18 protein-coding genes are annotated in these 21024 nt (G+C 71.5%); 5 read left to right on the top strand and 13 right to left on the bottom strand.

Translation table 11 applies throughout. The features are described from left to right. Nucleotides 1–17 precede the first annotated feature (17 nt). From ACIRPX_RS24910 to ACIRPX_RS24885, 6 genes are all read right to left on the bottom strand, one after another. Nucleotides 18–419, bottom strand: coding sequence for a cytidine deaminase (locus ACIRPX_RS24910; protein WP_404198509.1), 402 nt, complete (start codon nt 417–419; stop codon nt 18–20). Next, nucleotides 416–1702, bottom strand: a complete 1287-nt coding sequence (locus ACIRPX_RS24905) for an ABC transporter permease (protein WP_404198506.1) — start codon at nt 1700–1702, stop codon at nt 416–418. The genes ACIRPX_RS24910 and ACIRPX_RS24905 overlap by 4 nt, the downstream gene beginning before the upstream one ends. Beyond that, nucleotides 1702–2829: an ABC transporter permease gene (locus tag ACIRPX_RS24900; RefSeq protein WP_404198503.1), complete on the bottom strand. Its 1128-nt coding sequence runs from the start codon at nt 2827–2829 to the stop codon at nt 1702–1704. Before ACIRPX_RS24900 ends, ACIRPX_RS24905 begins: the two co-directional genes overlap by 1 nt. Beyond that, nucleotides 2826–4352, bottom strand: coding sequence for an ABC transporter ATP-binding protein (locus ACIRPX_RS24895; RefSeq protein WP_404198560.1), 1527 nt, complete (start codon nt 4350–4352; stop codon nt 2826–2828). The genes ACIRPX_RS24900 and ACIRPX_RS24895 overlap by 4 nt, the downstream gene beginning before the upstream one ends. Before the next feature lie 199 nt (nt 4353–4551). Beyond that, nucleotides 4552–5610, bottom strand: coding sequence for a BMP family protein (locus tag ACIRPX_RS24890; protein WP_404198501.1), 1059 nt, complete (start codon nt 5608–5610; stop codon nt 4552–4554). Between the two features lie 279 nt (nt 5611–5889). Beyond that, a complete protein-coding gene (locus tag ACIRPX_RS24885) occupies nt 5890–7113 on the bottom strand; it encodes a M20 family metallopeptidase (protein WP_404198557.1) in 1224 nt (407 codons plus the stop codon). A gap of 233 nt (nt 7114–7346) precedes the next feature. Between ACIRPX_RS24885 and ACIRPX_RS24880 the strand changes: the two genes are divergently transcribed. After that, nucleotides 7347–8015 (top strand): class I SAM-dependent DNA methyltransferase, encoded by a 669-nt coding sequence (locus ACIRPX_RS24880; protein ID WP_404198498.1) that lies wholly within the window; start codon nt 7347–7349, stop codon nt 8013–8015. Nucleotides 8016–8046: 31 nt separating this feature from the next. Here ACIRPX_RS24880 and ACIRPX_RS24875 read toward each other — a convergent pair whose 3' ends face one another. The 4 genes from ACIRPX_RS24875 to ACIRPX_RS24860 form a co-directional block, all read right to left on the bottom strand. Beyond that, complete coding sequence (locus ACIRPX_RS24875) at nt 8047–9129, bottom strand: hypothetical protein (protein WP_404198495.1); 1083 nt, start codon at nt 9127–9129, stop codon at nt 8047–8049. Nucleotides 9130–9184: 55 nt separating this feature from the next. Then, complete coding sequence (locus tag ACIRPX_RS24870) at nt 9185–10126, bottom strand: N-acetylneuraminate synthase family protein (RefSeq protein WP_404198493.1); 942 nt, start codon at nt 10124–10126, stop codon at nt 9185–9187. 13 nt (nt 10127–10139) lie between these two features. After that, on the bottom strand, nt 10140–11411 hold the full coding sequence (locus ACIRPX_RS24865) for a cytidylyltransferase domain-containing protein (protein WP_404198490.1): 1272 nt from the start codon (nt 11409–11411) through the stop codon (nt 10140–10142). An 84-nt stretch (nt 11412–11495) separates the two neighbouring features. Then, nucleotides 11496–12842 carry a DUF6716 putative glycosyltransferase gene (locus tag ACIRPX_RS24860; RefSeq protein ID WP_404198488.1) on the bottom strand — a complete coding sequence of 449 codons (1347 nt, stop codon included), beginning with the start codon at nt 12840–12842 and terminating at the stop codon, nt 11496–11498. A 198-nt stretch (nt 12843–13040) separates the two neighbouring features. On the opposite strand from ACIRPX_RS24860, the gene ACIRPX_RS24855 reads away from it, so the two are divergent. Together ACIRPX_RS24855 and ACIRPX_RS24850 are read left to right on the top strand one after the other, a co-directional pair. Next, nucleotides 13041–14027, top strand: a complete 987-nt coding sequence (locus ACIRPX_RS24855) for a glycosyltransferase family 2 protein (RefSeq protein ID WP_404198485.1) — start codon at nt 13041–13043, stop codon at nt 14025–14027. Further along, nucleotides 14027–15373 (top strand): alpha-2,8-polysialyltransferase family protein, encoded by a 1347-nt coding sequence (locus ACIRPX_RS24850; protein ID WP_404198483.1) that lies wholly within the window; start codon nt 14027–14029, stop codon nt 15371–15373. The genes ACIRPX_RS24855 and ACIRPX_RS24850 overlap by 1 nt, the downstream gene beginning before the upstream one ends. A gap of 117 nt (nt 15374–15490) precedes the next feature. Here the strand turns inward: ACIRPX_RS24850 and ACIRPX_RS24845 are convergent, their stop codons facing one another. Beyond that, a complete protein-coding gene (locus ACIRPX_RS24845; protein WP_404198480.1) occupies nt 15491–16138 on the bottom strand; it encodes a TetR/AcrR family transcriptional regulator in 648 nt (215 codons plus the stop codon). A 71-nt stretch (nt 16139–16209) separates the two neighbouring features. Between ACIRPX_RS24845 and ACIRPX_RS24840 the strand changes: the two genes are divergently transcribed. Next, nucleotides 16210–17625: an FAD-dependent monooxygenase gene (locus tag ACIRPX_RS24840; RefSeq protein WP_404198477.1), complete on the top strand. Its 1416-nt coding sequence runs from the start codon at nt 16210–16212 to the stop codon at nt 17623–17625. 21 nt (nt 17626–17646) lie between these two features. On the opposite strand, the gene leuE is transcribed toward ACIRPX_RS24840, so the two are convergent. Together leuE and ACIRPX_RS24830 are read right to left on the bottom strand one after the other, a co-directional pair. Continuing rightward, nucleotides 17647–18297 (bottom strand): leucine efflux protein LeuE, encoded by a 651-nt coding sequence (leuE, locus tag ACIRPX_RS24835; protein ID WP_404198475.1) that lies wholly within the window; start codon nt 18295–18297, stop codon nt 17647–17649. A gap of 18 nt (nt 18298–18315) precedes the next feature. Beyond that, a complete protein-coding gene (locus ACIRPX_RS24830) occupies nt 18316–19896 on the bottom strand; it encodes a methylmalonyl-CoA mutase (protein WP_404198472.1) in 1581 nt (526 codons plus the stop codon). 160 nt (nt 19897–20056) lie between these two features. Between ACIRPX_RS24830 and ACIRPX_RS24825 the strand changes: the two genes are divergently transcribed. Next, nucleotides 20057–20884: a L,D-transpeptidase family protein gene (locus tag ACIRPX_RS24825; RefSeq protein ID WP_404198470.1), complete on the top strand. Its 828-nt coding sequence runs from the start codon at nt 20057–20059 to the stop codon at nt 20882–20884. The last annotated feature ends 140 nt before the right edge of the window (nt 20885–21024 follow it).

Genomic DNA, 21024 nt, shown 5'->3' with positions numbered 1-21024 from the left:
GAGGGGCCGCACGGGAGTTACTGGCTGAGATGGCCCGGGCCGAAGGCCTGGGGCAGCATCTCCGAGAGGGGGAGGATGCCCGCCGGGGTCTCCACCAGGAGGTCCGGCCCCCCGAACTCGTGGAGGAGCTGGCGGCAGCGGCCGCACGGCACCAGGATCCGGCCCTGCCCGTCCACGCACGTGAAGTGCGTCAGCCGGCCGCCGCCGGTCCGCTGCAGCTGTGAGACCAGCCCGCACTCGGCGCACAGGCTGATGCCGTAGGAGGCGTTCTCCACGTTGCAGCCGGAGACCGTGCGGCCGTCGTCGACCAGGGCGGCGACCCCGACGGGATAGCCCGAGTAGGGGGCGTACGCGTGCGTCATGGCCTCGCGGGCCTCGGCGCGCAGCGCCTCCCAGTCGACGTCGGCCTGCGAGGTCACTTGCCCTGGCCCTTCCGGTAGCGCATGCCGTCCGCCTTCGGCATCCGCAGGCGCTGCGCGGACAGCGACAGCACCAGCAGCGTGACGACGTACGGCGTGGCACCCACGAAGTCGCTCGGGACCTCGTCGGTGAACAGGTACCAGGCCAGGACCAGCGCGGCCGTGATGAGGCTGATGCCGCCCTGCCAGTGCGCCTTCTTGTACATCTTCCAGCCGGCCAGGCCCGCCAGGAGCACCACCAGCAGGAGCAGCAGGGCGTGGACGGTCTCGCCGCCGTTGCGCAGCTGGAGCGCGTCGGAGTAGCCGAACAGGCCCGCGCCCATGGCGAGTCCGCCCGGCCGCCAGTTGCCGAAGATCATGGCCGCCAGACCGATGTAGCCGCGCCCGCCGGTCTGGCCCTCGAGGTAGGTGTGCGAGGTGACCAGTGCGAGGAAGGCACCACCGAGGCCGGCGAGGCCGCCGGAGACGGCCACGGCCAGGTACTTGTAGCGGTAGACGTTGACGCCGAGCGACTCCGCGGCGATCGGGTTCTCGCCGCAGGAGCGCAGCCGCAGACCGAACGGGGTGCGCCACAGCGCCCACCAGCTGCCGACGAAGAGCAGCATGGCCAGGATCGTCACCACGGACAGGTCGGTGACCAGGCCGCCGAGAATGCCCGCGAGGTCGGAGATCACGAACCAGTGGTGCTTCTCGACGGAGTGCAGGGCGTCCGAGAGGCCGGGGATGTCGAAGCGGGGCAGCGAGTCGACCGGCGGCGACTGCTTGGGGTTGCCGCCCTTGTCGGCCGCCTTGCCCTCGGAGAAGAAGAGCTTGGCGAGGTACTGGGTGGCGCCCAGCGCGAGCAGGTTGACCGCGACACCGGAGACGATGTGGTCGACGCCGAAGGTGACGGTGGCGACGGCGTGCACCAGGCCGCCGAGGACACCGAAGCCGATGCCGCACAGCAGACCGAGCCAGGGGCTGGACTGCCAGCCGATCCAGCCGGCGCCGAAGGTGCCGAGGATCATCATGCCCTCGAGGCCGATGTTGACCACGCCGGACCGCTCGGACCACAGACCGGCGAGACCGGCGAGGCCGATCGGCACGGCGAGGCTCAGCGCCGCGGAGACCTGTCCTTCGGAGGTGAGCTGCTCGGCACCGGTGATGATGCGGACCACGGCCACCAGGACCAGGCCCACCGCGAGGATGGTGAGGATACGGCCGAGCTGCCGGCCCGAGCCCGTGCGGTCGGTGTCCGCCTTGGGCGCCGCGGGCGGCGGCGTGTCGGTCATCGTGGCAGTCATCACGCCACCTCCTGCTTCTCGGTCGGGGCGGCGGCCTGGGCGGCGAGCTCGGCGCCGACCCGCTGCTGCTGGCGCTTGAGGCCGTAGCGGCGTACGACCTCGTAGGCGATGACGACGCACAGGACGATGACGCCCTGGATGACGCCGAGGATCTCCTTGTCGTATCCCTGGAACTCCAGGTGGTTGGTGGTGCGCTCCAGGAAGCCCCACAGCAGGGCGCCGAGGGCGATGCCCACGGGGTTGTTGCGGCCCAGCAGCGCGATGGCGATGCCGGTGAAGCCGATGCCCGACGGGAAGTCGTTGCTGAACTGGTGGCTGTCGTTGAGCAGGGTCGGCATGCCGATCAGACCGGCCACCGCACCCGAGATGATCATGCTGGTGGCGACCATCTTCTTCACCGACACACCGCTCGCGGAGGCCGCGCTCTCGGACTGCCCGACCGTGCGCAGGTCGAAGCCGAAGCGGGTGCGGCCGAGGACGAACCAGTAGGCGACGCCGACGAGCGCGGCGAGGACGATGAAGCCCCACAGCTCGCCGGAGGCGCCGGTGTCGAAGCTGAAGAAGTACGAGCTCTTGGGCAGCGGCTTGGTGGAGACGACCGTGCCGCCGCTCTGCAGCTCGGCGAGCTTCCCCGGCTGGAGGAGGTAGGCGATGATCGCGGTGGCGATCGAGTTCAGCATGATGGTCGAGATGACCTCGCTGACCCCTCGCGTCACCTTCAGCACGCCCGCGATGGCGGCCCACAGGGCGCCGGTGGCCATGGCGGTCAGGATGATCAGCGGGATGGAGATCCAGCCGGGCAGGGTCAGCGCCCCGCCGAGGACCGCGGCGAAGAACGCGGCGATCCGGTACTGGCCGTCGACGCCGATGTTGAACAGGTTCATCCGGAAACCGATGGCCACCGCGACACCCGCCAGGTAGTACGTCGTCGCCTTGTTCAGGATGTAGACCTGGCTGTCGCTCGCGGAACCGTAGGTCACCATGTCGCTGAACGCGTCGCCCGGGTTCTTGCCGGTGGCGAGGATGACCAGGGTGGTGACGACGATCGCGGCGACGATCGCGAGCAGCGGCGCCGCGATGCCGAGGAGCAGCCGCTCCCTGTCGATGCGTTGGGTCAGCTTTTTCATCGGTCGTCGTCCTCTGCGTGCTCCAGGTGGCCGGAGGCCGCACCCGTCATGGCGGAGCCCAGCTCCTCGGGGGTGATCGTGGCGGGATCGGCGTCGGCGACCAGACGGCCGCGGTACATCACCCGCAGGGTGTCGGAGAGCCCGATGAGCTCGTCCAGGTCGGCGGAGATCAGCAGCACGGCCAGGCCCTCGCGGCGGGCCTCGCGGATGTGGTCCCAGATCGCGGCCTGCGCGCCGACGTCCACGCCGCGGGTGGGGTGGGCGGCGATGAGCAGCCTCGGCGCGTGGCTCATCTCGCGGCCGACGATCAGCTTCTGCTGGTTGCCGCCGGACAGGGAGCCCGCGGTCACCTCGATGCCCGGCGTACGGACGTCGTAGGCCTGGACGATGCGCTCGGTGTCGGCCCGGGCGCCCTTGGTGTCGAGCAGCGGGCCGCGCGAGTTGGGGCGCTCGGTGACGTGGCCGAGGACGCGGTTCTCCCACAGCGTGGCCTCCAGGAGCAGGCCGTGGCGCTGGCGGTCCTCGGGGATGTAGCCGATACCGGCCTCGCGGCGGCGGCGGGTGGGCGCGTGGGAGATGTCGGTGCCGTCGAGCGTGATGGAGCCGGCGTCGGGGTGGCGGATGCCGACGATCGCCTCGACCAGTTCGGACTGGCCGTTGCCCTCCACGCCGGCGATGCCGAGGACCTCGCCCTTGTGGATGGTGAAGCCGATCTCGTCGAGGATGATCCGCTCGACGCCGTCGAGGTCCGTCTGGCTCAGGTGCAGCCCCGACACCTGCAGCATCGGGACGTCGGTGACCGTGGACTCCTCGGTCTCCGGCGTGGGCAGCTCGCTGCCGACCATCAGCTCGGCGAGCTGCTTGGAGGTGGTGCCGCGCGGGTCGACCGTGCCGACCGTGGTGCCGCGCCGGATGACGGTGATCTCGTCGGCGACGGAGAGCACCTCGCCCAGCTTGTGGGAGATGAAGATGACCGTGAGGCCCTCGGCCTTCAGCTCGCGCAGGTTGTCGAAGAGCGCGTCGACCTCCTGCGGCACGAGGACGGCGGTGGGCTCGTCGAGGATGAGGGTCTTGGCGCCGCGGTAGAGGACCTTGAGGATCTCCACGCGCTGGCGGTCGGCGACGCCGAGCTGCTCCAGCAGGACGTCGGGCCGCACGTTCAGCCCGTACGCCTCGGAGAGCTCCTTGATCTTGGCGCGGGCCTTGGCGCCGATGCCGTACAGCTTCTCCGCGCCGAGGACGACGTTCTCCAGCACGGTGAGGTTGTCGGCGAGCATGAAGTGCTGGTGCACCATGCCGATGCCGCGCGCGATGGCGTCTGCGGGGTTGTTGAAGGTGACCCGCTCGCCGCCCACGGTGATGGTGCCCTCGTCCGGCTGCTGCATGCCGTAGAGGATCTTCATCAGGGTGGACTTGCCGGCGCCGTTCTCACCGCAGAGCGCGTGGACGGTGCCCGCGGCGACGGTGATGTCGATGTCCCGGTTGGCGACGACGCCGGGGAAGCGTTTGGTGATGCCGCGCAGTTCGACGGCTGCGGGAGGGCTGGACGCGTTGATGGCGCACTCTCCTGGGGGAAAGGGGCTGCGTAGGCGAGGGCAGGCGTCGGCGACGCTAGCGCGGCAACTCCACGCTACACGCGTAGAGTTGACACATTGTTATGGCTCGGCGAGGGGGTTGTCGAGCGCCCCTTCGCCGAGCCGTGGTCCGGCGGGACCCGTCAGGTCACGGAGTGGTCTTGACCTTGATGGAACCGTCGACGATCTTCGCCTTGGCGGCGTCCAGCTTGGGCTGGATGTCGTCGATGAAGCCACCGCTGGTCGCCAGCTTCACGCCGCCCTTGGCGAGCGAGTAGATCTGGTTGCCGGTCAGCGGCTTGCCGTCGTGCACGGACTTGATGAAGTCGTACACGCCGACGTCCACGTTCTTGACCATCGACGTCAGGATCGAGCTCTTGTAGGCGGCCAGACCCGGGATGTTGTACTGGTCGGAGTCCACGCCGATGGCCCAGGCGCCCTTGACGCCGTGGACGGCCTCGATCGCGCCGTTGCCCGAGGAGCCGGCCGCCGTGTAGATGACGTCGGCGCCCTTGTCGAGCATGCCCTGCGCGGCCTCCTTGCCCTTGTCGGGGCTGGAGAAGCCGGAGAGGTCGGAGCCGTGCGTCAGGTACTGCACGTCCACCTTGACCTTGGCGTTGGTGTCCTTGACGCCCTGGACGTAACCGGCCTCGAACTTCTTGATCAGCGGAGTGTCGACACCGCCGATGAACCCGACCTGGTTCTTCTTGGTCTTCAGCGCCGCGGCGACACCGGCCAGGTACGAGCCCTGCTCCTCGGTGAAGGTGATGCTGTCGACGTTGTTGGCGTCCACGACGGAGTCGACGATGCCGAAGCTGACCTTCGGGTACTTCGCGGCGACCTTCGCCATCGAGGTGGCGTAGGAGAAGCCGACGCCGACGATGGGGTTGTAACCGGCGTCCGCCAGGTCGGTCAGTCGCTGCTCGCGGTCGGCCTCGGTGTCGGAGGTCTTGGCGGTCAGCTCCTTGATCGAGCCGCCGAACTCGGTCTTGGCCTTGTCGGCGCCACGGGCTGCGGAGTCGTTGAACGAACGGTCTCCACGGCCGCCGACGTCGAAGGCGAGGCCGATCTTGACACCCTTGCCGCCGCCGGAGGAGGCGGACGAGGAGCTGCCACTGTCGGACGAGGTGCTGCCACAGGCAGTGGCAGACAGTGCGAGAGCTGCGGTGGCGATACACGCAGCGGAAAGCTTGGCTACCCGGCGCACGGGAAGGCTCCTTCACCTGACCTGAGCGCCTCGTCGGCGCTTGATGTGAGCACCATGCCAGTGCTCGAGCCGGAACGCCCCGGCGGCGTTGGCTTCGCGGCATCGTAACGCGCGTAGATGTCAGAAAAACACCTCTCGCGAAGCCGTTATCGATTCGAGGCAAACACCGTCTGAACTTGGTGCCTTGCGGTCGTCCACGGTTGATTTCGATGGGTGAACGAATGGCTTACAACCATGTTGCGCCGGACGGCGGAGGGGCCCCCGAGGGGGCCCGTGCGCTCAGCGGATGTCCGCGTCCAGCAGTGCCGCGGCCGTGAAAAGCTCCACGCCCACGGTGATCGCCGACTCGTCTGCGTCGAAGTCGCCCTGGTGCAGATCGCGTACCGTGCGCTCGCCCGGGGTGCGGACACCGAGGCGTGCCATGGCGCCGGGCACGTGCTCCAGGTACCAGGAGAAGTCCTCGCCGCCGAGGCTCTGCTCGGTGCCCTCCACGGACTGCCCGCCGCGCCGCGCGGTCATGGCGTCGCGCAGCAGCTCGGTCACGTCCGGGTCGTTGACCACGGGCGGAACGCCGCGCACGTAGTTGATCTCCGACTTGGCGCCGTGCAGGTTGGCGACCTCGTCGATGGCGGCCACGACCATGTCGGGCGCCTGCCGCCAGGCGGCGAGGTCGAGGCAGCGGACGGTCCCGGAGAGCTCGGCGTGCTGCGGGATCACGTTCGGGGCGTGCCCGGACTCGATCCGGCCCCAGGTGATGGCGAGCCCGCTGCGCGTGTCCACGCGCCGGCCGACCAGGGCGGGCACGTCGACGACGACACGGGCGGCGGCGGTGACCAGGTCGGTGGTCAGGTGCGGCCGGGCCGTGTGCCCGCCGGGTCCGTCCAGGCCGATCTCGAGGCGGTCGCAGGCGGAGGTGATGGCGCCCTGGCGCAGTCCGATGCGGCCGGCGTCCACCTTGGGGTCGCAGTGCACGGCGATCATCCGCCCCACGCCGTCGAGCACGCCGCACCCGATGGCGTCGGCGGCGCCGCCGGGCAGCACCTCCTCGGCCGGCTGGAAGATGAGCCGGACCGGCTGCGGGAGCAGCCCGCGGCGGTGCAGGCCGGCCAGGACCAGGCCGGCGCCGAGCACCACGGTGGTGTGCACGTCGTGCCCGCACGCGTGGGCGCGGTCGGGGACCGTGGAACGGTAGGCGCACTCGGTCTTCATGTCCGGGATGGGCAGGGCGTCGATGTCGGCACGCAGGCCGAGCATGGGCCGTACGCCGTCCCACTCACCGATGTCGCAGACGAGTCCCGTGCCCATGGCGAGCACGCGCGGCGAAAGACCGGCGGCCTCGAGCCGTTCCTTGATCGCGGCGGTGGTGCGGAACTCCTGGTTGCCGAGTTCGGGGTGCATGTGCAAGTCGCGCCGGAAGGCCACGAGTTCGGCACGCAGGTCCTCGGGCAGCGTGCCGGGAAGCGCGGCTTCCCCGGGAAGGTCGACCTCGGGCTCAAGAGACATCAGTTGCTTCACCCTCTGAAGGGTAGGACGCCACGGTGGCCGACCGACCCTCGATCAACAAAAGTTCAACCTCTGAGGGGAAGAAAATCTGGTCGCTCGACGCATGGCTGCGAGTTGAGATGGGTAAACCTGTGTTTTCTCTACGCATACCACGCTCCGCGCCGCGTCGGCGGTTCTGTTCCATCTGCCGGGACGGCGCCCGGGCGCCGGGCGCCCCCAGTAGGGTGCGGCGCGTGAGCTCCGAGAAACCGGCCGGTCCGGATTTCCTGTACACCACACGAGTCTCCTACGACGCGATCGCCGAACCCTACGGCGAGCAGTACGCCGACCATCTGGGTGACCAGCCGCTGGACCTGGCCCTCGTCACCGCCTTCGCCGAACTCGTCCGGGCGTCCGGGACGGCGCCGGTCGCGGACGTCGGCAGCGGGCCGGGGCACGTCACCGCGCGGCTCGGCGCGCTGGGGATCGCGGCCTTCGGGGTGGACGTCTCCCCCGGCATGGTGGCCCTCGCCCGGCGGGCGCATCCGGGCATCCGCTTCCACGTGGGCTCGATGACCTCGCTGGACCTGCCGGACGCGACGCTGGGCGGTGTGCTCGCCCTCTACTCGGTCATCCACGTCCCGGACGACCACCTGCCGGCGGTCTTCGCCGAGTTCCACCGCGTGCTGGTCCCCGGCGGCCACGTCCTGCTCGGCTTCCAGAGCGGCGACGAGGACGGCCGCCTCCGCATGACGCAGCGCTTCGGCCGGGACATCGCCCTCGACTACTACTGGCGCACACCCGACTCCGTCGCGCGGCCGCTGGCCGAGGCGGGCCTGCGCCTGCGGGCCCGCGTCCTGCGCGAACCGGCCGGCCGGGAGAAGCGCCCGCGGGCCTTCCTGCTGGCGCGGAAGGAGAGCTGAGGCGGGCCCGCCCGCTCCGCCGGCGAAGCGCTCAGGCCGCCGTGACCGCCGACAGGCGGGTCACGTCCCGGGCCTTGCCCGTCACCCCCGACAGGAAGCCCTGGGCCCGGGGTGAGGCGTGCTCGGTCAGCCAGGCGGGGTCGATGTCGCACACCGCGACCCGGACCTCCGTGCCGGCCAGGGCCAGGGGGAGGGTGTGCACGACCGTGGAGGGAAAACTGAGGATGGTGCGGCCCACCGGACCGCGGCGGGCGATCAGCTCCAGCGGCAGGTCGGGGCGGACGATCTCCAGGCCCGTCTCCGCGGCCAGCCGGTGGAGCTTGTCCGTGCTCTCGCGGCGGTGCGCGAAGTAGCGGGTGGCACCGTGGGCCTTGGCGAGGGTGCGGACGGCCTCCAGATAGTGGTCGCCGTCGACCACGCCGGTCTCCACCAGCGAGGTGCCCACCATGTCGGCGCCCCTGGTGATGCGGGGCGGGCCGAAGCGGGCCCGGGTCCAGGCGAAGTCGTTCGCGGTCACGGTCACTCCCGCCGGCTTCTCGTCCACGGGCATGGAGGAGAAGACCTCCACGGTGCGCCGGCCGCCGGGCGTCAGGCGGCGGCGGGCCGAGGAGGAGACGGGCGCGAAGATCAGATCGCGGGCGCCCGGGCGGCCGCCCTTGCGGTGCCAGCGCACCAGACGCTCCCCGCGGGCCAGTTGCGCGACGAACTCCATCGTGGCCGTGCCGTCGTCGACGACGACGAGGTCACGGGCCCTGGTGATCGTCAGCAGGAGCTGCACGTAGCGGGAGAACGGGTCGCCCATCACGACCCGCCGCGCCCGCCGCAGCAGCGGCGTCAGGCCGCCGATGGTCTGGAAGGGGGCGCCCGGGCCGCCGCGCGCCTCCTCCCAGCGGACCTGATGCCCCTCGTCCCGCGCCAGCTCGGCCATCCGGCGCAGCTGACCGCGGGACATGGGGTCGTTCGGGGACAGGACGACGAGGGTGAGCCCACCGCCGGGTTCCTCCGCGGCCCCGAGGGCGTGGAGGTGCGCCCACTCCAGCACGTTGAGCAGCTGTACCGGGCTCTCGACGAAGGCGAGAGTGTGGGGGCCGGCTGACCCGGCGCGGGGGCTCATCTCGGTACGACCGTCCCGTCGTGGAGCGTCACAGGTGTGGAGCGTCGAGGGGGTTTCAGACCGAGACCGGCTCGCCCGCGGCCGCGGCGATCTCCGCCTCGGCGACGACGCCCGCGACGCGGCGCAGCTTCTTCATCGGGCCGAGCTCGGAGTCGTAGACCTTCTTGACGCCGTCGCCGAGGGAGGCCTCGATGGTGCGGATGTCGCGGACGAGCCGCGTGAGCCCCTGCGGCTCGACGGAGGCGGCCTGGTCGGAGCCCCACATGGCGCGGTCCAGGGTGATGTGGCGCTCGACGAAGGCGGCGCCCAGGGCGACCGCCGCGAGGGTGGTCTGCAGGCCCGTCTCGTGGCCGGAGTAGCCGATCGGGACGTTCGGGTACTCGTCCTGCAGGGTGTTGATGACCCGCAGGTTGAGCTCCTCGGCCTTGGCCGGGTAGGTCGAAGTGGCGTGGCACAGGAGGATGTTGTCGCTGCCCAGGACCTCGACCGCGTGGCGGATCTGCTTCGGGGTCGACATGCCGGAGGACAGGATGACCGTACGGCCCGTGGCGCGCAGCGAGCGCAGCAGCTCGTCGTCGGTCAGGGAGGCGGAGGCGACCTTGTGGGCGGGGACGTCGAACTTCTCCAGGAAGGCGACGGCCTCGGTGTCCCACGGGGAGGCGAACCAGGCGATCCCCTTCTCCTTGCAGTACGCGTCGATCTGGCGGTACTCGTCCTCACCGAACTCCACGCGGTGGCGGTAGTCGATGTAGGTCATCCGGCCCCAGGGGGTGTCGCGCTCGATGTCCCACTGGTCGCGCGGGGTGCAGATCTCGGGGGTGCGCTTCTGGAACTTCACGGCGTCGCAGCCTGCCTCGGCGGCCACGTCGATGAGCTTGAACGCGTTCTCCAGCTCGCCGTTGTGGTTGATGCCGATCTCGCCGCAGATGTAGACCGGCTGGCCCGGTCCGGCAAGGCGCGAGGAACCGAACGTACGCAGGCGGGAGTTGGTGCTCATGGCAGATCTGTCCTTACTTGGTCAGAGAGTCGAGAGAGGGGCCGAGGATCCAGCTGGCGATCTCTCGGATCGCGCCGTCGCCACCGGGGACGGTGGTGACCGCACGGGCGGCGCCGCGTACCACGTCGTGGGCGCTCGCGACCGCCACGGGCCAGCCCACGAGGGCGAAGCACGGGAGGTCGTTGACGTCGTTGCCGACGTAGAGCACGCGCTCGGGCGCGATGCCCTGCTCCTCGCACCACTGCTTCAGTGCGAGGTCCTTCCGGTCGATGCCGTGCAGGACCGGGATCTGCAGCTTCCGGGCCCGTGCGGCGACGACCGGGTTCTTCTCCGTGGAGAGGATCAGCATGTTCAGCCCGCTTCTGCGCAGGGCGGCGATGCCGAGGCCGTCTCCGCGGTGCACGGAGACGAACTCCTTTCCGTCGGAGTCGATCAGCACCCGGTCGTCGGTCTGGGTGCCGTCGAAGTCCAGTACGACCGCGTCGACGTCGTCGGCGGCCGGCCGCGAACCGGGGAGGTCCGCGTCGAAGAGGGGCGCCAGCGCCCGGGCGCGCGCCATGTCGTGCGGGTCGTCGATCTCCAGCACGCGCGCGGGGTCCGTGCGGACCAGCTCGGTGCGGCCGAAGAAGCGGTGCTGGTACTTGCGGAAGCCGGCCGCGTCCATGCCGTAGACCGCGCCGGTCTCCAGGAAGTCCTGGGGGCGGTCCTGGCGGCGCGGCCGGAAGGACTTGTCGTGGTTGACGCCGCGGCCGCCGGTGGCCGCGGCGGTCTCCGTGCCGCCGCCCGCGGTGACCGCGTCGTCGGCCGCCTCCGTGTCGCGCCACACGAAGCCGTGGAAGGGGGCGACGGTCAGCGCGCTGTCGGCGCCGTCGTCCACGACGGCCCGGACCACCCCGTCCACGTCCTCGCGGAGGATGAAGGGGCTGGTGCACTGCACCAGCAGCACCACGTCCACCGGCGCCCCGTGCAGGGCCTCGTGGGCGTCCATCGCGTGCAGCACGGCCGCCTCGGAGGTCGCCGTGTCGCCGGCGATGGCCGCGGGCCGCAGCACGATCTCGGCGCCGGCCTCGCGCGCCGCCGCCGCGATGGCCTGGTCGTCGGTGGACACCACGACATCGGTCACCAGCCGGGAGGCCCGGCACTCACGCACCGCGCGCGCCACCAGCGGAACGCCGCCGACCGGCAGCAGGTTCTTCGCGGGCACGCCCTTGGAGCCGCCGCGGGCGGGGATCACGGCGAGCACCCGGCGCGTCGACGCGCCCGCCTGTGCCGGGGAGTCAGACATGGATGGCGCTCCTTGCGCAGAAGTTCGCAGAGTCGTGGAGGGCGGCGGAGCCACCCGGCAGGGGCGCGGAGCCTCCCGGGGCGCTCACAGCTCCCCCATCCGCCGGATGGCGGGTGCCACCCGCTGCACCCCGTGCCGATACGCCCCCCGCGCGGCCCGGCGCACGATCTGCCGGACGGGCCCGGGTTCCCTGTCGGCCGAGGGTGCCCCCGGCAGGACGCTGCCGTCGGGGGCGAGGTGGTGGCGGGCGAGGATCCCGGGCAGATGGCCGGGAGCGGTCTCGGGTGTGTAGTAGGGGGTGAGCGGCCGCAGGCCGCCGGGCCGGTCGAGCAGCTCGGCGATGCGCTTGCGCGCCGCGTCGAAGGCGTACGCGTACGATCCGTCGGCCACGACGCCCTGCCGCGCCACCCACTCCTCGTCGGGGACGGGCCGGTGCCCGGCGTCCAGCTGGTCCCAGGAGGCGAGGCAGCCCGAGCCGACGAAGTGGTGGTTGCCGAGCGCCTCGCGCACGCCCAGGTCGGTCAGGACGGCCGTGGGGATACGGCGGTGCAGCGACTCCAGCGCGGCCGTCGAGCTGATCGTGACCAGCAGGTCGGTGCGGTCGAGGACCTCGCCCATGTTCCCGTACACCAGGCGGAAGTTGGCCGGCGGCCGGAGCCGCTGGACCAGCTTCTGGTAGGGCAGCTCCTCGATGTGCGTGGTGTGCTCGCCCGGCCGGGAGCGCAGCTTGAGCAGCACCTCGCGCCCGGGGTGCAGCCGGGCGTGCTGGATCAGCCGGTTCAGCAGGTACACCCGGTCCCGGCGGTTGTCCGGGACGGACGGCTGCACGGCGAACACCACGGTGCAGGGGTCGTGTTCGCCTTCGTACGGGTCGCCGCCGAGGAACGGCAGTGCCACCTCGGTCACCGACGAGGCGTCGGCGCCCACTCCCTCGTAGACGGCGCGGAAACGCTCCGCGTCCTGGCGGGAGTTGGCGAGGACGAGGTCCGCGCCGTGCCGCAGCAGCAGGCCGTCGGTGAGCTTCTCGTAGACGACGCCGACGTAGCCGGTGACGACCACGGGACGGTCCGTGCGGCCCTCCCAGACGTGCCCCAGCCCGTGCAGCATCGCCTGGACGCCGCCGCCGACGAGCGCGAGGACGACGACGTCGTACGACTCCTCGGCCATGGCGCGCAGGAACTCGACGGCCGAGACCTCCCGGAGGGAGTCCGCGTGCACACCGACCTCGGCCAGCTGGCGCGCGGTCGGCGTCGCCCGCCCGCGCAGCAGAAATCCGGTCAGCTCGGGACCGACTTGCGCGTCGCCGAGAGAAGCGGCTTCCATGGACGGGCCCGGAGCGATACGAGTCGCGGTCAGCGCACCCCATTTCCAGCGGGTGTCGGAGTCCGCGAGTACGGCGATTCGCGTGGGCTTCGAGGTACTTGATGGCACGTCGAAGACGCTAGGAAGCAATTCCGAGGAGCGGCCCAACCGCACCTCAACAAAAAGTTAACAACATCCCGCCGAGAACCGAACTGGCCCGCCGAAGCCCGGGAAGTACAGGCGATGCACCGATCCGACACATTCAGTTCACCCTCTGTACGGATACCGGAAAGTTCCCTCGACGGACGGCCTCCTACGCTTTCGCACGTGCCAAAGCTTTCCGTCATCGTGCCGTTCTACAACGTGCAGCAATACGCCCCGGACACCCTGAGAAGCCTTCGGTCGAACGCCCGCCAGGATTTCGAGTTCATCCTGGTCGACGACCATTCCAAGGACGGGACTCCGGCCATTCTCGAACGCGCGGCCGAGCAACTCTCGGACGTCGCGCAGGTGCGTTACATCCGCCATGAGAAGAACGGGGGACTCGCCACCGCGCGCAACACCGGCCTGGACGCGGCGCAGGGCGAATACCTGACGTTCCTGGACGGCGACGACTGGCTGGCCCCCGGCTACTTCGCCGAACTGGTCGGCGCCATCGAGACGTTGGGCTGCGACTTCGTCCGCACCGACCACGTCCAGGCCACCGCCCGCGCACGCAGCGTGCACCGGGTGCCGATCGGGCGCCGCTGGGAGGCCTTCGACCCGCGCGCGGCCATCCTGCCCGCCGACCGCAGCACCTCCGTCGACTACGCGTACGCGTGGGCCGGCGCCTACCACCGCCGGCTGCTCGACCGGGGCCTGCTCCACTTCACCGACGGTCTGCGCACCGCCGAGGACCGGCCGTGGATCTGGAAGCTGCACCGCGAGGCGGAGTCCTTCGCCGTGGTCGGTCTCCTCGGCGTCTTCTACCGGCGCGGGGTCGCCTCCTCCCTGACCCAGATCGGCGACGTCCGCCAGCTCGACTTCATCCGCGCCTTCGACCAGGTCGTCGAGGAGACCGCGCAGGACCCGGACGCGGACGAGCTGCTGCCGAAGGCCGTGCGGACGTACTGCGCGATCATCGCCCACCACCTCTCCGACGAGAGCAAGTGGGAGCCCTCGGTGGCCAGGCAGCTGCGGTCCCTGAGCGCGGCGGCGATCAGGCGGATGCCGCAGGACGCTCTCGGTGACGTCCTGGAGACCATGGACTTCCACCGCTCCTCCAAGCTGCGGCGGCTGCGCCGCCGGGTCACCACTGCGAAGGCGGCTGCCTGATGTCCCGGACCACCCGTATCTTCTGCGTCTCGACCCTGTACGGCGCCGCGACGCTGGCCGCGGCGATCGACTCGGAGTGCTTCCCGGAGCAGGACGGCCGGCAGCCGGCCCGCCGGCTGCTGCTGGTGTTCAACAACTCCGCCACGCCCGAGGTCACATCGCCCGTGGACGAGATGCCGGGCTTCGAGCCGCTGCGCGACCGCTTCGACGCCGTGGTGTCCTGGAACGAGGCCATCCGCCCCTTCCACCCGGGCGCCTGGACCCCCCGCCCGGACGACGTCCCGCTGTTCGAGCGCTATCTGCGCCTGCTGTGGGACCTGGGTGAGGACCGGGTGGAGCTGGTCCTGGAGTCCCTCCAGGTCGCCCCCGCGCTGAGCGTGGCCCAGTTGTTCACCGACGCGCCCGTCGAGGTGTACGCCGACGGCCTGATGAGCTACGGGCCCACCCGCAACAAGCTCGACCCGCTGGTCGGCACCCGGGTGCGCCGGCTGCTGCACCTGGATCTGGTGCCGGGGCTCACCCCGGTGCTGCTGACCGAGTTCGGGGTGCCGGCGCAGGTCCTGCCGGCCGAGGCCTTCCTGAAGGTGCTGGGCGAGCTCACGGCCTCCGTGCCGGAGCTGCCCGCCCTGCCGGACGACTCGGCGCTGCTGCTCGGCCAGTACCTGTCCGCGCTGGGCATCCTCTCCCCCGAGGAGGAGGAGGACCTGCATGTGCGGATGATGCGCGGGGCGGTCGAGCGCGGCCACCGTGCGGTCGTCTTCAAGCCGCACCCCACCGCGCCGGCCCGCTACAGCCGCGCGCTGGAGACCGAGGCGGCCGAGCTCGGCGTCGAACTCACCGTGCTCGACCTGCCCGTCCTCGCCGAGCTGCTCTTCGAGAAGTCGCCGCCCGGTCTGGTCGTGGGCTGCTTCTCCACGGCGCTGTTCACGGCCTCCTCGTTCTACGGCCTCCCGGTCGCCCGCATCGGGACCGAGCCGCTCCTGGACCGCCTGACGCCGTACCAGAACAGCAACCGCGTCCCGGTCGTTCTGGCCGACGCGCTGATCCCGGACCTGGAGGGCAGGAAGGGCGAGGAGACGGTCGACGCGGACACGCTGGAGGGCCTGATGGCCGCGCTCGCCTACACCATGCAGCCCCAGATCCACCCGGGCCTGCGCACGGCGGCGGAACGCCATCTCGCCCGGCACCTCAAGCCGCGCACCAAGCGCTACTTCAGGCGCAAGCGCCTCACCTCGCTGGGGCTGCCCGGCGGCCTCCCGGAGCGCCTGGCCTTCCTCCCGCGCAACTCCACGGCCCGCCGCGTGGTCCGCCGCGCACGGGCGCTCAAGAAGTCCGTGCAGCGCTGAGCGAGGCCCGCGGGGAGATCAGGTGACGCCCATGCCTTCGGCACCGCGGTGGGGCGGCCGCCCCCGGATCCCCGGATCGCGCGGGCCGCTCCACCGCCTCCGGGCCGCCCGCCGCGGCTACCCGGCGTACCGCGCCGCCACCCCCGCGATCACCAGCTGCAGGCCCTCCTCGAAGTGCCGGTCGTAGTCCTCGAAGATCTCCGCACCGGCGGCGGCCGCGAGCGGGAAGTCGGCGAGCATCCGGGCGCGGTCCGCCACGTCGTAGCCCTCGCGGCGCTCCCCCGGCAGGGGCTGGACGCCCTGCTCCTCGACGACGAAGCCGACGGTGTACGCGTACGCGGTGGCGTTGGCGCGGACCGTCTGGGCGAGGGTGAAGCCGGCGGCGGTGAACAGGCGCAGGTTCTCCTCCATCTCCCGCGCGTGGTCGGTGCCGGTGAAGCGTGAGCCGCTGAAGACGCGCGCGCCGTCGCGGTAGGCGAGCAGGGCCGCGCGCAGCCCGCGGCAGGACTTCTCCATCCGCTCCTGCCAGGTGTCGGCGGGATCGAGCGCGGTCCCGGCGACCATACGGCGGTACATCTCCGTCGCCATCTCGTCGAGCAGCGCCTGCTTGTCCTTGAAGTGCCAGTACAGGGCGGGCGCCTTGACGTCCAGCTCCTTGGCGATGGCCCGCAGGGTCAGACCGTCGAGGCCGACCTCGTTCAGCAGCTTCAGCGCGGTGCCGGCGACCCGCCCGCGGTCGAGGGGCACACGTCTCTCCGTACTCACACTTGACAGCTTAACAGCGTTAAGGGCACTCTCCTGGGCAACGGAACTTAACAGCGTTAAGGAGACGGATCGTGAAGACCGCGGATGTCGTGATCGTCGGCGCGGGCCCGACCGGGCTGGCCCTGGGCGTCGACCTCGCCCGGCGGGGCGTGGACGCACTGGTCCTGGAGAAGGCGGACACCCTCTTCCCCGGCTCGCGCGGCAAGGGCCTCCAGCCGCGCACCATGGAGGTCCTGGAGGACCTCGGCGTACTGGAGCCGGTCCTGGCGGCCGGCGGGCCCTACCCGGTCGGGATGATCTGGCGGGACGGCGAGCGGGTGGGCGAGCACGTGATGCTCGACCCCGACGCGTTCAGGAACGCGGCGGGCGACTCGGCCTTCACCGTGCCGTGGATGGTCCCGCAGTGGCGGACCCAGGAGATCCTGTCCGACCGGCTCGTGGAACTCGGCGGCCGGGTGGACTTCGGCCAGGAGGTCACCGGGCTCGACCAGGACGCCACCGGCGTGAGCCTCCACCTCGCCTCCGGGCAGGGCGCGCGCGCCCGGTACGTCGTCGCCGCCGACGGCGGCCGCTCGGCCGTGCGGCGCGCGCTCGGCGTCGGCATGACCGGCGAGACCGTCGACCCGAACCCGGTCCTGGTCTCGGACGTGCGGATCACCGGCCTGGACCGCGACCACTGGCACCTCTTCCCGCCGGGCGGCGAGGGCGACGGCCACCTGGCGATCTGCCCGCTGGCCGGCACGGAGGACTTCCAGCTGGTCGCCCAGTTCCCGGCGGGGACCGCGCCGGACACCTCCCTGGAGGGCATCCGCAAGGTCGCCGCCGCGCGCTCCCACCTCGCGCCCGAGGACATCACGGAGGTCCGCTGGGCCTCGGAGTTCCGCCCGCGCGCGGCCCTCGCGGACCGCTTCCGCTCCGGGCGCGTGTTCCTCGCCGGGGACGCGGCGCACGTGCACTCCCCCGCGGGCGGCCAGGGCCTCAACACCAGCGTCCAGGACGCCTACAACCTCGGCTGGAAGCTGGGCGCGGTGCTGGCGGACGGTGCGCGGGCGGCCCTGCTGGACACCTACGAGGAGGAGCGGCGCCCGATCGCCGCGCAGATGCTCGGCATCTCCACCGGCGTGCACCGCGGCGAGATCGCACGCGGCGCGGCGACCATGCAGCTGGGCCTGGGCTACCGGGAGTCCACCCTCACCGAGGACACCCGGCCGGCCGCGGACACGCTGCGGGCCGGCGACCGGGCCCCCGACGCCCGGCTGGCGGAGGTACGGCTCTTCGACGCCTTCCGCGGGCCGCACTGGACCCTGCTGGCGCTGGGCACCGAGGCACCGCCCCTGGCCGCCCGCTCGGTCCGCGTCGTGCGGGGCCCGGCCCGGCAGCCCTACGGTCAGGGCCTGTTCCTGGTGCGCCCGGACGGGTACATCGGCTGGGCGGGCGACTCGGCCGGCGCGCTGGGGTCCTACGTCGCCCGGCTCGGCCTGCGCTGACCGGTGCGGGCGGGCCCGGCGCTAGGCGCTCGCCAGCGACAGCTTCACCGCGAAGCCCAGGAACAGCGCGCCCGCCGCCGAGGTCGCCGTCGCCGAGAGGCGCCGGCGGCGGCGGAAGGCGGCGGCGAGGCGGGTGCCGCCGAAGATCAGGGCGCTGAGGTAGAGGAAGCTCGCGATCTGGGCGAAGGTGCCCAGGACGACGAAGGACAGCGCCGGATAGGCGTAGCCCGGGTCGACGAACTGCACGAAGAAGGCGACGAAGAACAGGATCGCCTTGGGGTTGAAGAGGCTGACGACCAGCGCCCGACGGTACGGCCGCTCGTCGGCCGCCGCGGGAGCGGCCTCCTGCTCCACGGTGCGCTCCCGCCGGGTCCGCCACATCGCCCACGCGGCGCGCATCATCCCGAGGGCGAGCCACGTCAGATACCCGGCGCCGGCGTACTTCACGATCCCGAACAGCACGGCGTTGGCCTGCAGCAGCGAGGCGACCCCGGCGGCGGAGAGGGTCATCAGCACGGTGTCGCCGCACCACACGCCGGCCGCTGCGGTGTATCCGGCGCGCACCCCGCGGCGGGCGGCCACGGAGAGCACGTACAGCGAGTTGGGACCGGGCAGCAGCACGATGAGGACGAGGCCCGCCAGGTAGGTGGGGAGATCCATGACGCCGAGCATGAGAGGGAGTGTCGCACGTCAGAAGGCGTCGGAGGGCACGTGGGTGCCCCATACCTCCCGCAGGGCGTTGCACACCTCGCCGACCGTCGCGCGGGCGCGCAGGGCGTCCTTCATCGGGTACAGGACGTTGTCCTCGCCCGCGGCGGCCTTGCGCAGCTCCGCGAGGGCCGCGTCCACCGCAGGCCGGTCGCGCTCCGCCCGCAGCCGGGCCAGCCGTTCCGCCTGCCGGGCCTCGATGGCGGGGTCGACGCGCAGCGGCTCGTAGGGCTCCTCCTCGTCGAGCCGGAAGCGGTTGACGCCGACCACGACCCGCTCGCCGGAGTCCGTCTCCTGCGCGATCCGGTAGGCGCTGCGCTCGATCTCCGCCTTCTGGAAGCCGCGTTCGATGGCCTCGACCGCGCCGCCGAGGTCCTCGACCTTCCGCATCAGCTCGACGGCGGCCCCCTCCAGGGCGTCGGTCATGCTCTCGACGACGTAGGAGCCCGCGAAGGGGTCGACCGTCGCCGTGACGTCCGTCTCGTACGCCAGCACCTGCTGGGTCCGCAGGGCGAGGCGGGCGGACCTGTCCGTCGGCAGCGCGATCGCCTCGTCGAAGGAGTTGGTGTGCAGCGACTGGGTGCCGCCGAGCACCGCGCCCAGGCCCTGCACCGCGACCCGCACCAGGTTCACCTCCGGCTGCTGGGCCGTCAGCTGCACGCCGGCCGTCTGCGTGTGGAAGCGCAGCATCATCGACTTCGGGTTCCGGGCGCCGAACTCCTCCTTCATCACGCGGGCCCAGATCCGGCGCGCGGCACGGAACTTGGCGACCTCCTCGAGGATCGTCGTACGGGCCACGAAGAAGAAGGACAGCCGGGGCGCGAAGCCGTCCACGTCCATCCCGGCGGCGACCGCCGTGCGGACGTACTCGATGCCGTCCGCGAGCGTGAAGGCGACCTCCTGCGCGGGGGACGCGCCCGCCTCCGCCATGTGGTAGCCGGAGATCGAGATCGTGTTCCACCTCGGGATCTCGGCCCGGCAGTACTTGAAGACGTCGGCGGTCAGCCGCAGGGAGGGTTTCGGCGGGAAGATGTAGGTCCCGCGCGCGATGTACTCCTTCAGCACGTCGTTCTGGATCGTGCCGGTGAGCTGGGAGGCCGCGATCCCCTGCTCCTCGGCCACCAGCTGGTACAGGAGCAGCAGCAGCGCGGCGGGCGCGTTGATCGTCATCGACGTCGAGACCTTGTCCAGCGGGATCCCGCCGAACAGCACCCGCATGTCGTCGATCGAGTCGATCGCCACGCCCACCTTGCCGACCTCGCCGTGCGCGAGGGGGGCGTCGGAGTCGTGGCCCATCTGGGTGGGCAGGTCGAAGGCGACGGACAGGCCGGTCGTGCCGTGCGCGATCAGCTGCCGGTAGCGCGCGTTGGACTCGGTGGCCGTACCGAATCCGGCGTACTGGCGCATGGTCCACGGCCGGCCCGTGTACATCGACGGGTAGACACCGCGGGTGAAGGGGTACGCCCCCGGTTCGCCCAGTTTCCCGACCGGGTCCCAGCCCGCCAGGTCCTCGGGCCCGTAGACCGGTTCGATGGGCAGTCCGGACTCCGACTCGCGCGCCATGGTGGTGATGCCTCCCGCTGAGCGTTGACCTGGACCGGACGTGTACGGTTCCGGTCCCACCATGCCGCGCCGTTCGCGAGCAGTCATCCGCGGGCACCATCTCAGGTGACACGCGGGTGTGCCGCTGAGATCGAGGGGGGCCGTGGTGCGTACTACGGGCATGGGGAGATCGATCGCCGTCATGACGGCACTCGCGGCCCTGTTCACCGTGTGCGCCTGCACCGTGCAGGGCACCGACGGCAGGACCCATTCGCCCGTGCACATAGAGCTGCCGAGCAGCAAGCCGCCCTCCACCAAGGCCGACGACAAGCCGAGCAGGGCCCCGAGTCCGAGCGCGCCGGGCACGAAGCCCGGCGCCCCCGTCCTGTGGTCCCGCGGCGACTCCGGCGACGGAGTGCGCGAGCTGCAGGCGCGGCTGCGCCAGGTCGACTGGCTCTTCGACGGCCCGACCGGGACGTACGACGACCTGACCGAGCACGCGGTCAAGGGGTTCCAGGGCAAGCGCGGGCTGCCGAGGACGGGCGAGACGGACACCGTCACCTGGCGGCGGCTGACGCGGATGACGCACAAGCCGGGCATGTGGGAGCTGTACCTGATGGGCGGCCAGCCCGCGGGCCCGGCCGATCCTCGGTGCATGACCGGACGCGTGCTGTGCATCGACAAGACGAGCCGGACCCTGCGCTGGATGATCGACGGGCGGACGGCGGCGACGATGTCGGTCCGCTTCGGCGCCGTCGGCACACCGACCCGCGAGGGCGTCTTCCACGTGTACTGGAAGTCCCGCCACCACTGGTCGACGCTCTACGACTCGTCCATGCCGTACGCGATGTTCTTCAGCGGCGGCCAGGCCGTGCACTACTCCTACGACTTCGCCGCCCGCGGTTACACGGGCGCCTCGCACGGCTGCGTCAACGTGCGGGACGAGGCGGCGATCTCGGAGCTGTACGCACAGGTGCGGACCGGCGACAAGGTCGTCGTCCACGCGTGAGGTCCCACAACCGGGAGAAGTGTGCGGGGCGGGGGGGGGGCCCGGGGGGCCGGTGCCCCCCCCCCCCAGGTTGACCCGCCCGAGGTTAGGGGGGGACCCCCCCCCAGTGGGGCGGCCCGATACCAAAAGGCGCACAAAAA

This window comes from Streptomyces sp. NPDC101225 (assembly GCF_044767585.1).
Taxonomy (GTDB): Bacteria; Actinomycetota; Actinomycetes; order Streptomycetales; family Streptomycetaceae; genus Streptomyces.
Note: the sequence above shows the minus strand (reverse complement) of the source record. Positions and strands in the feature narration are given on the sequence as shown.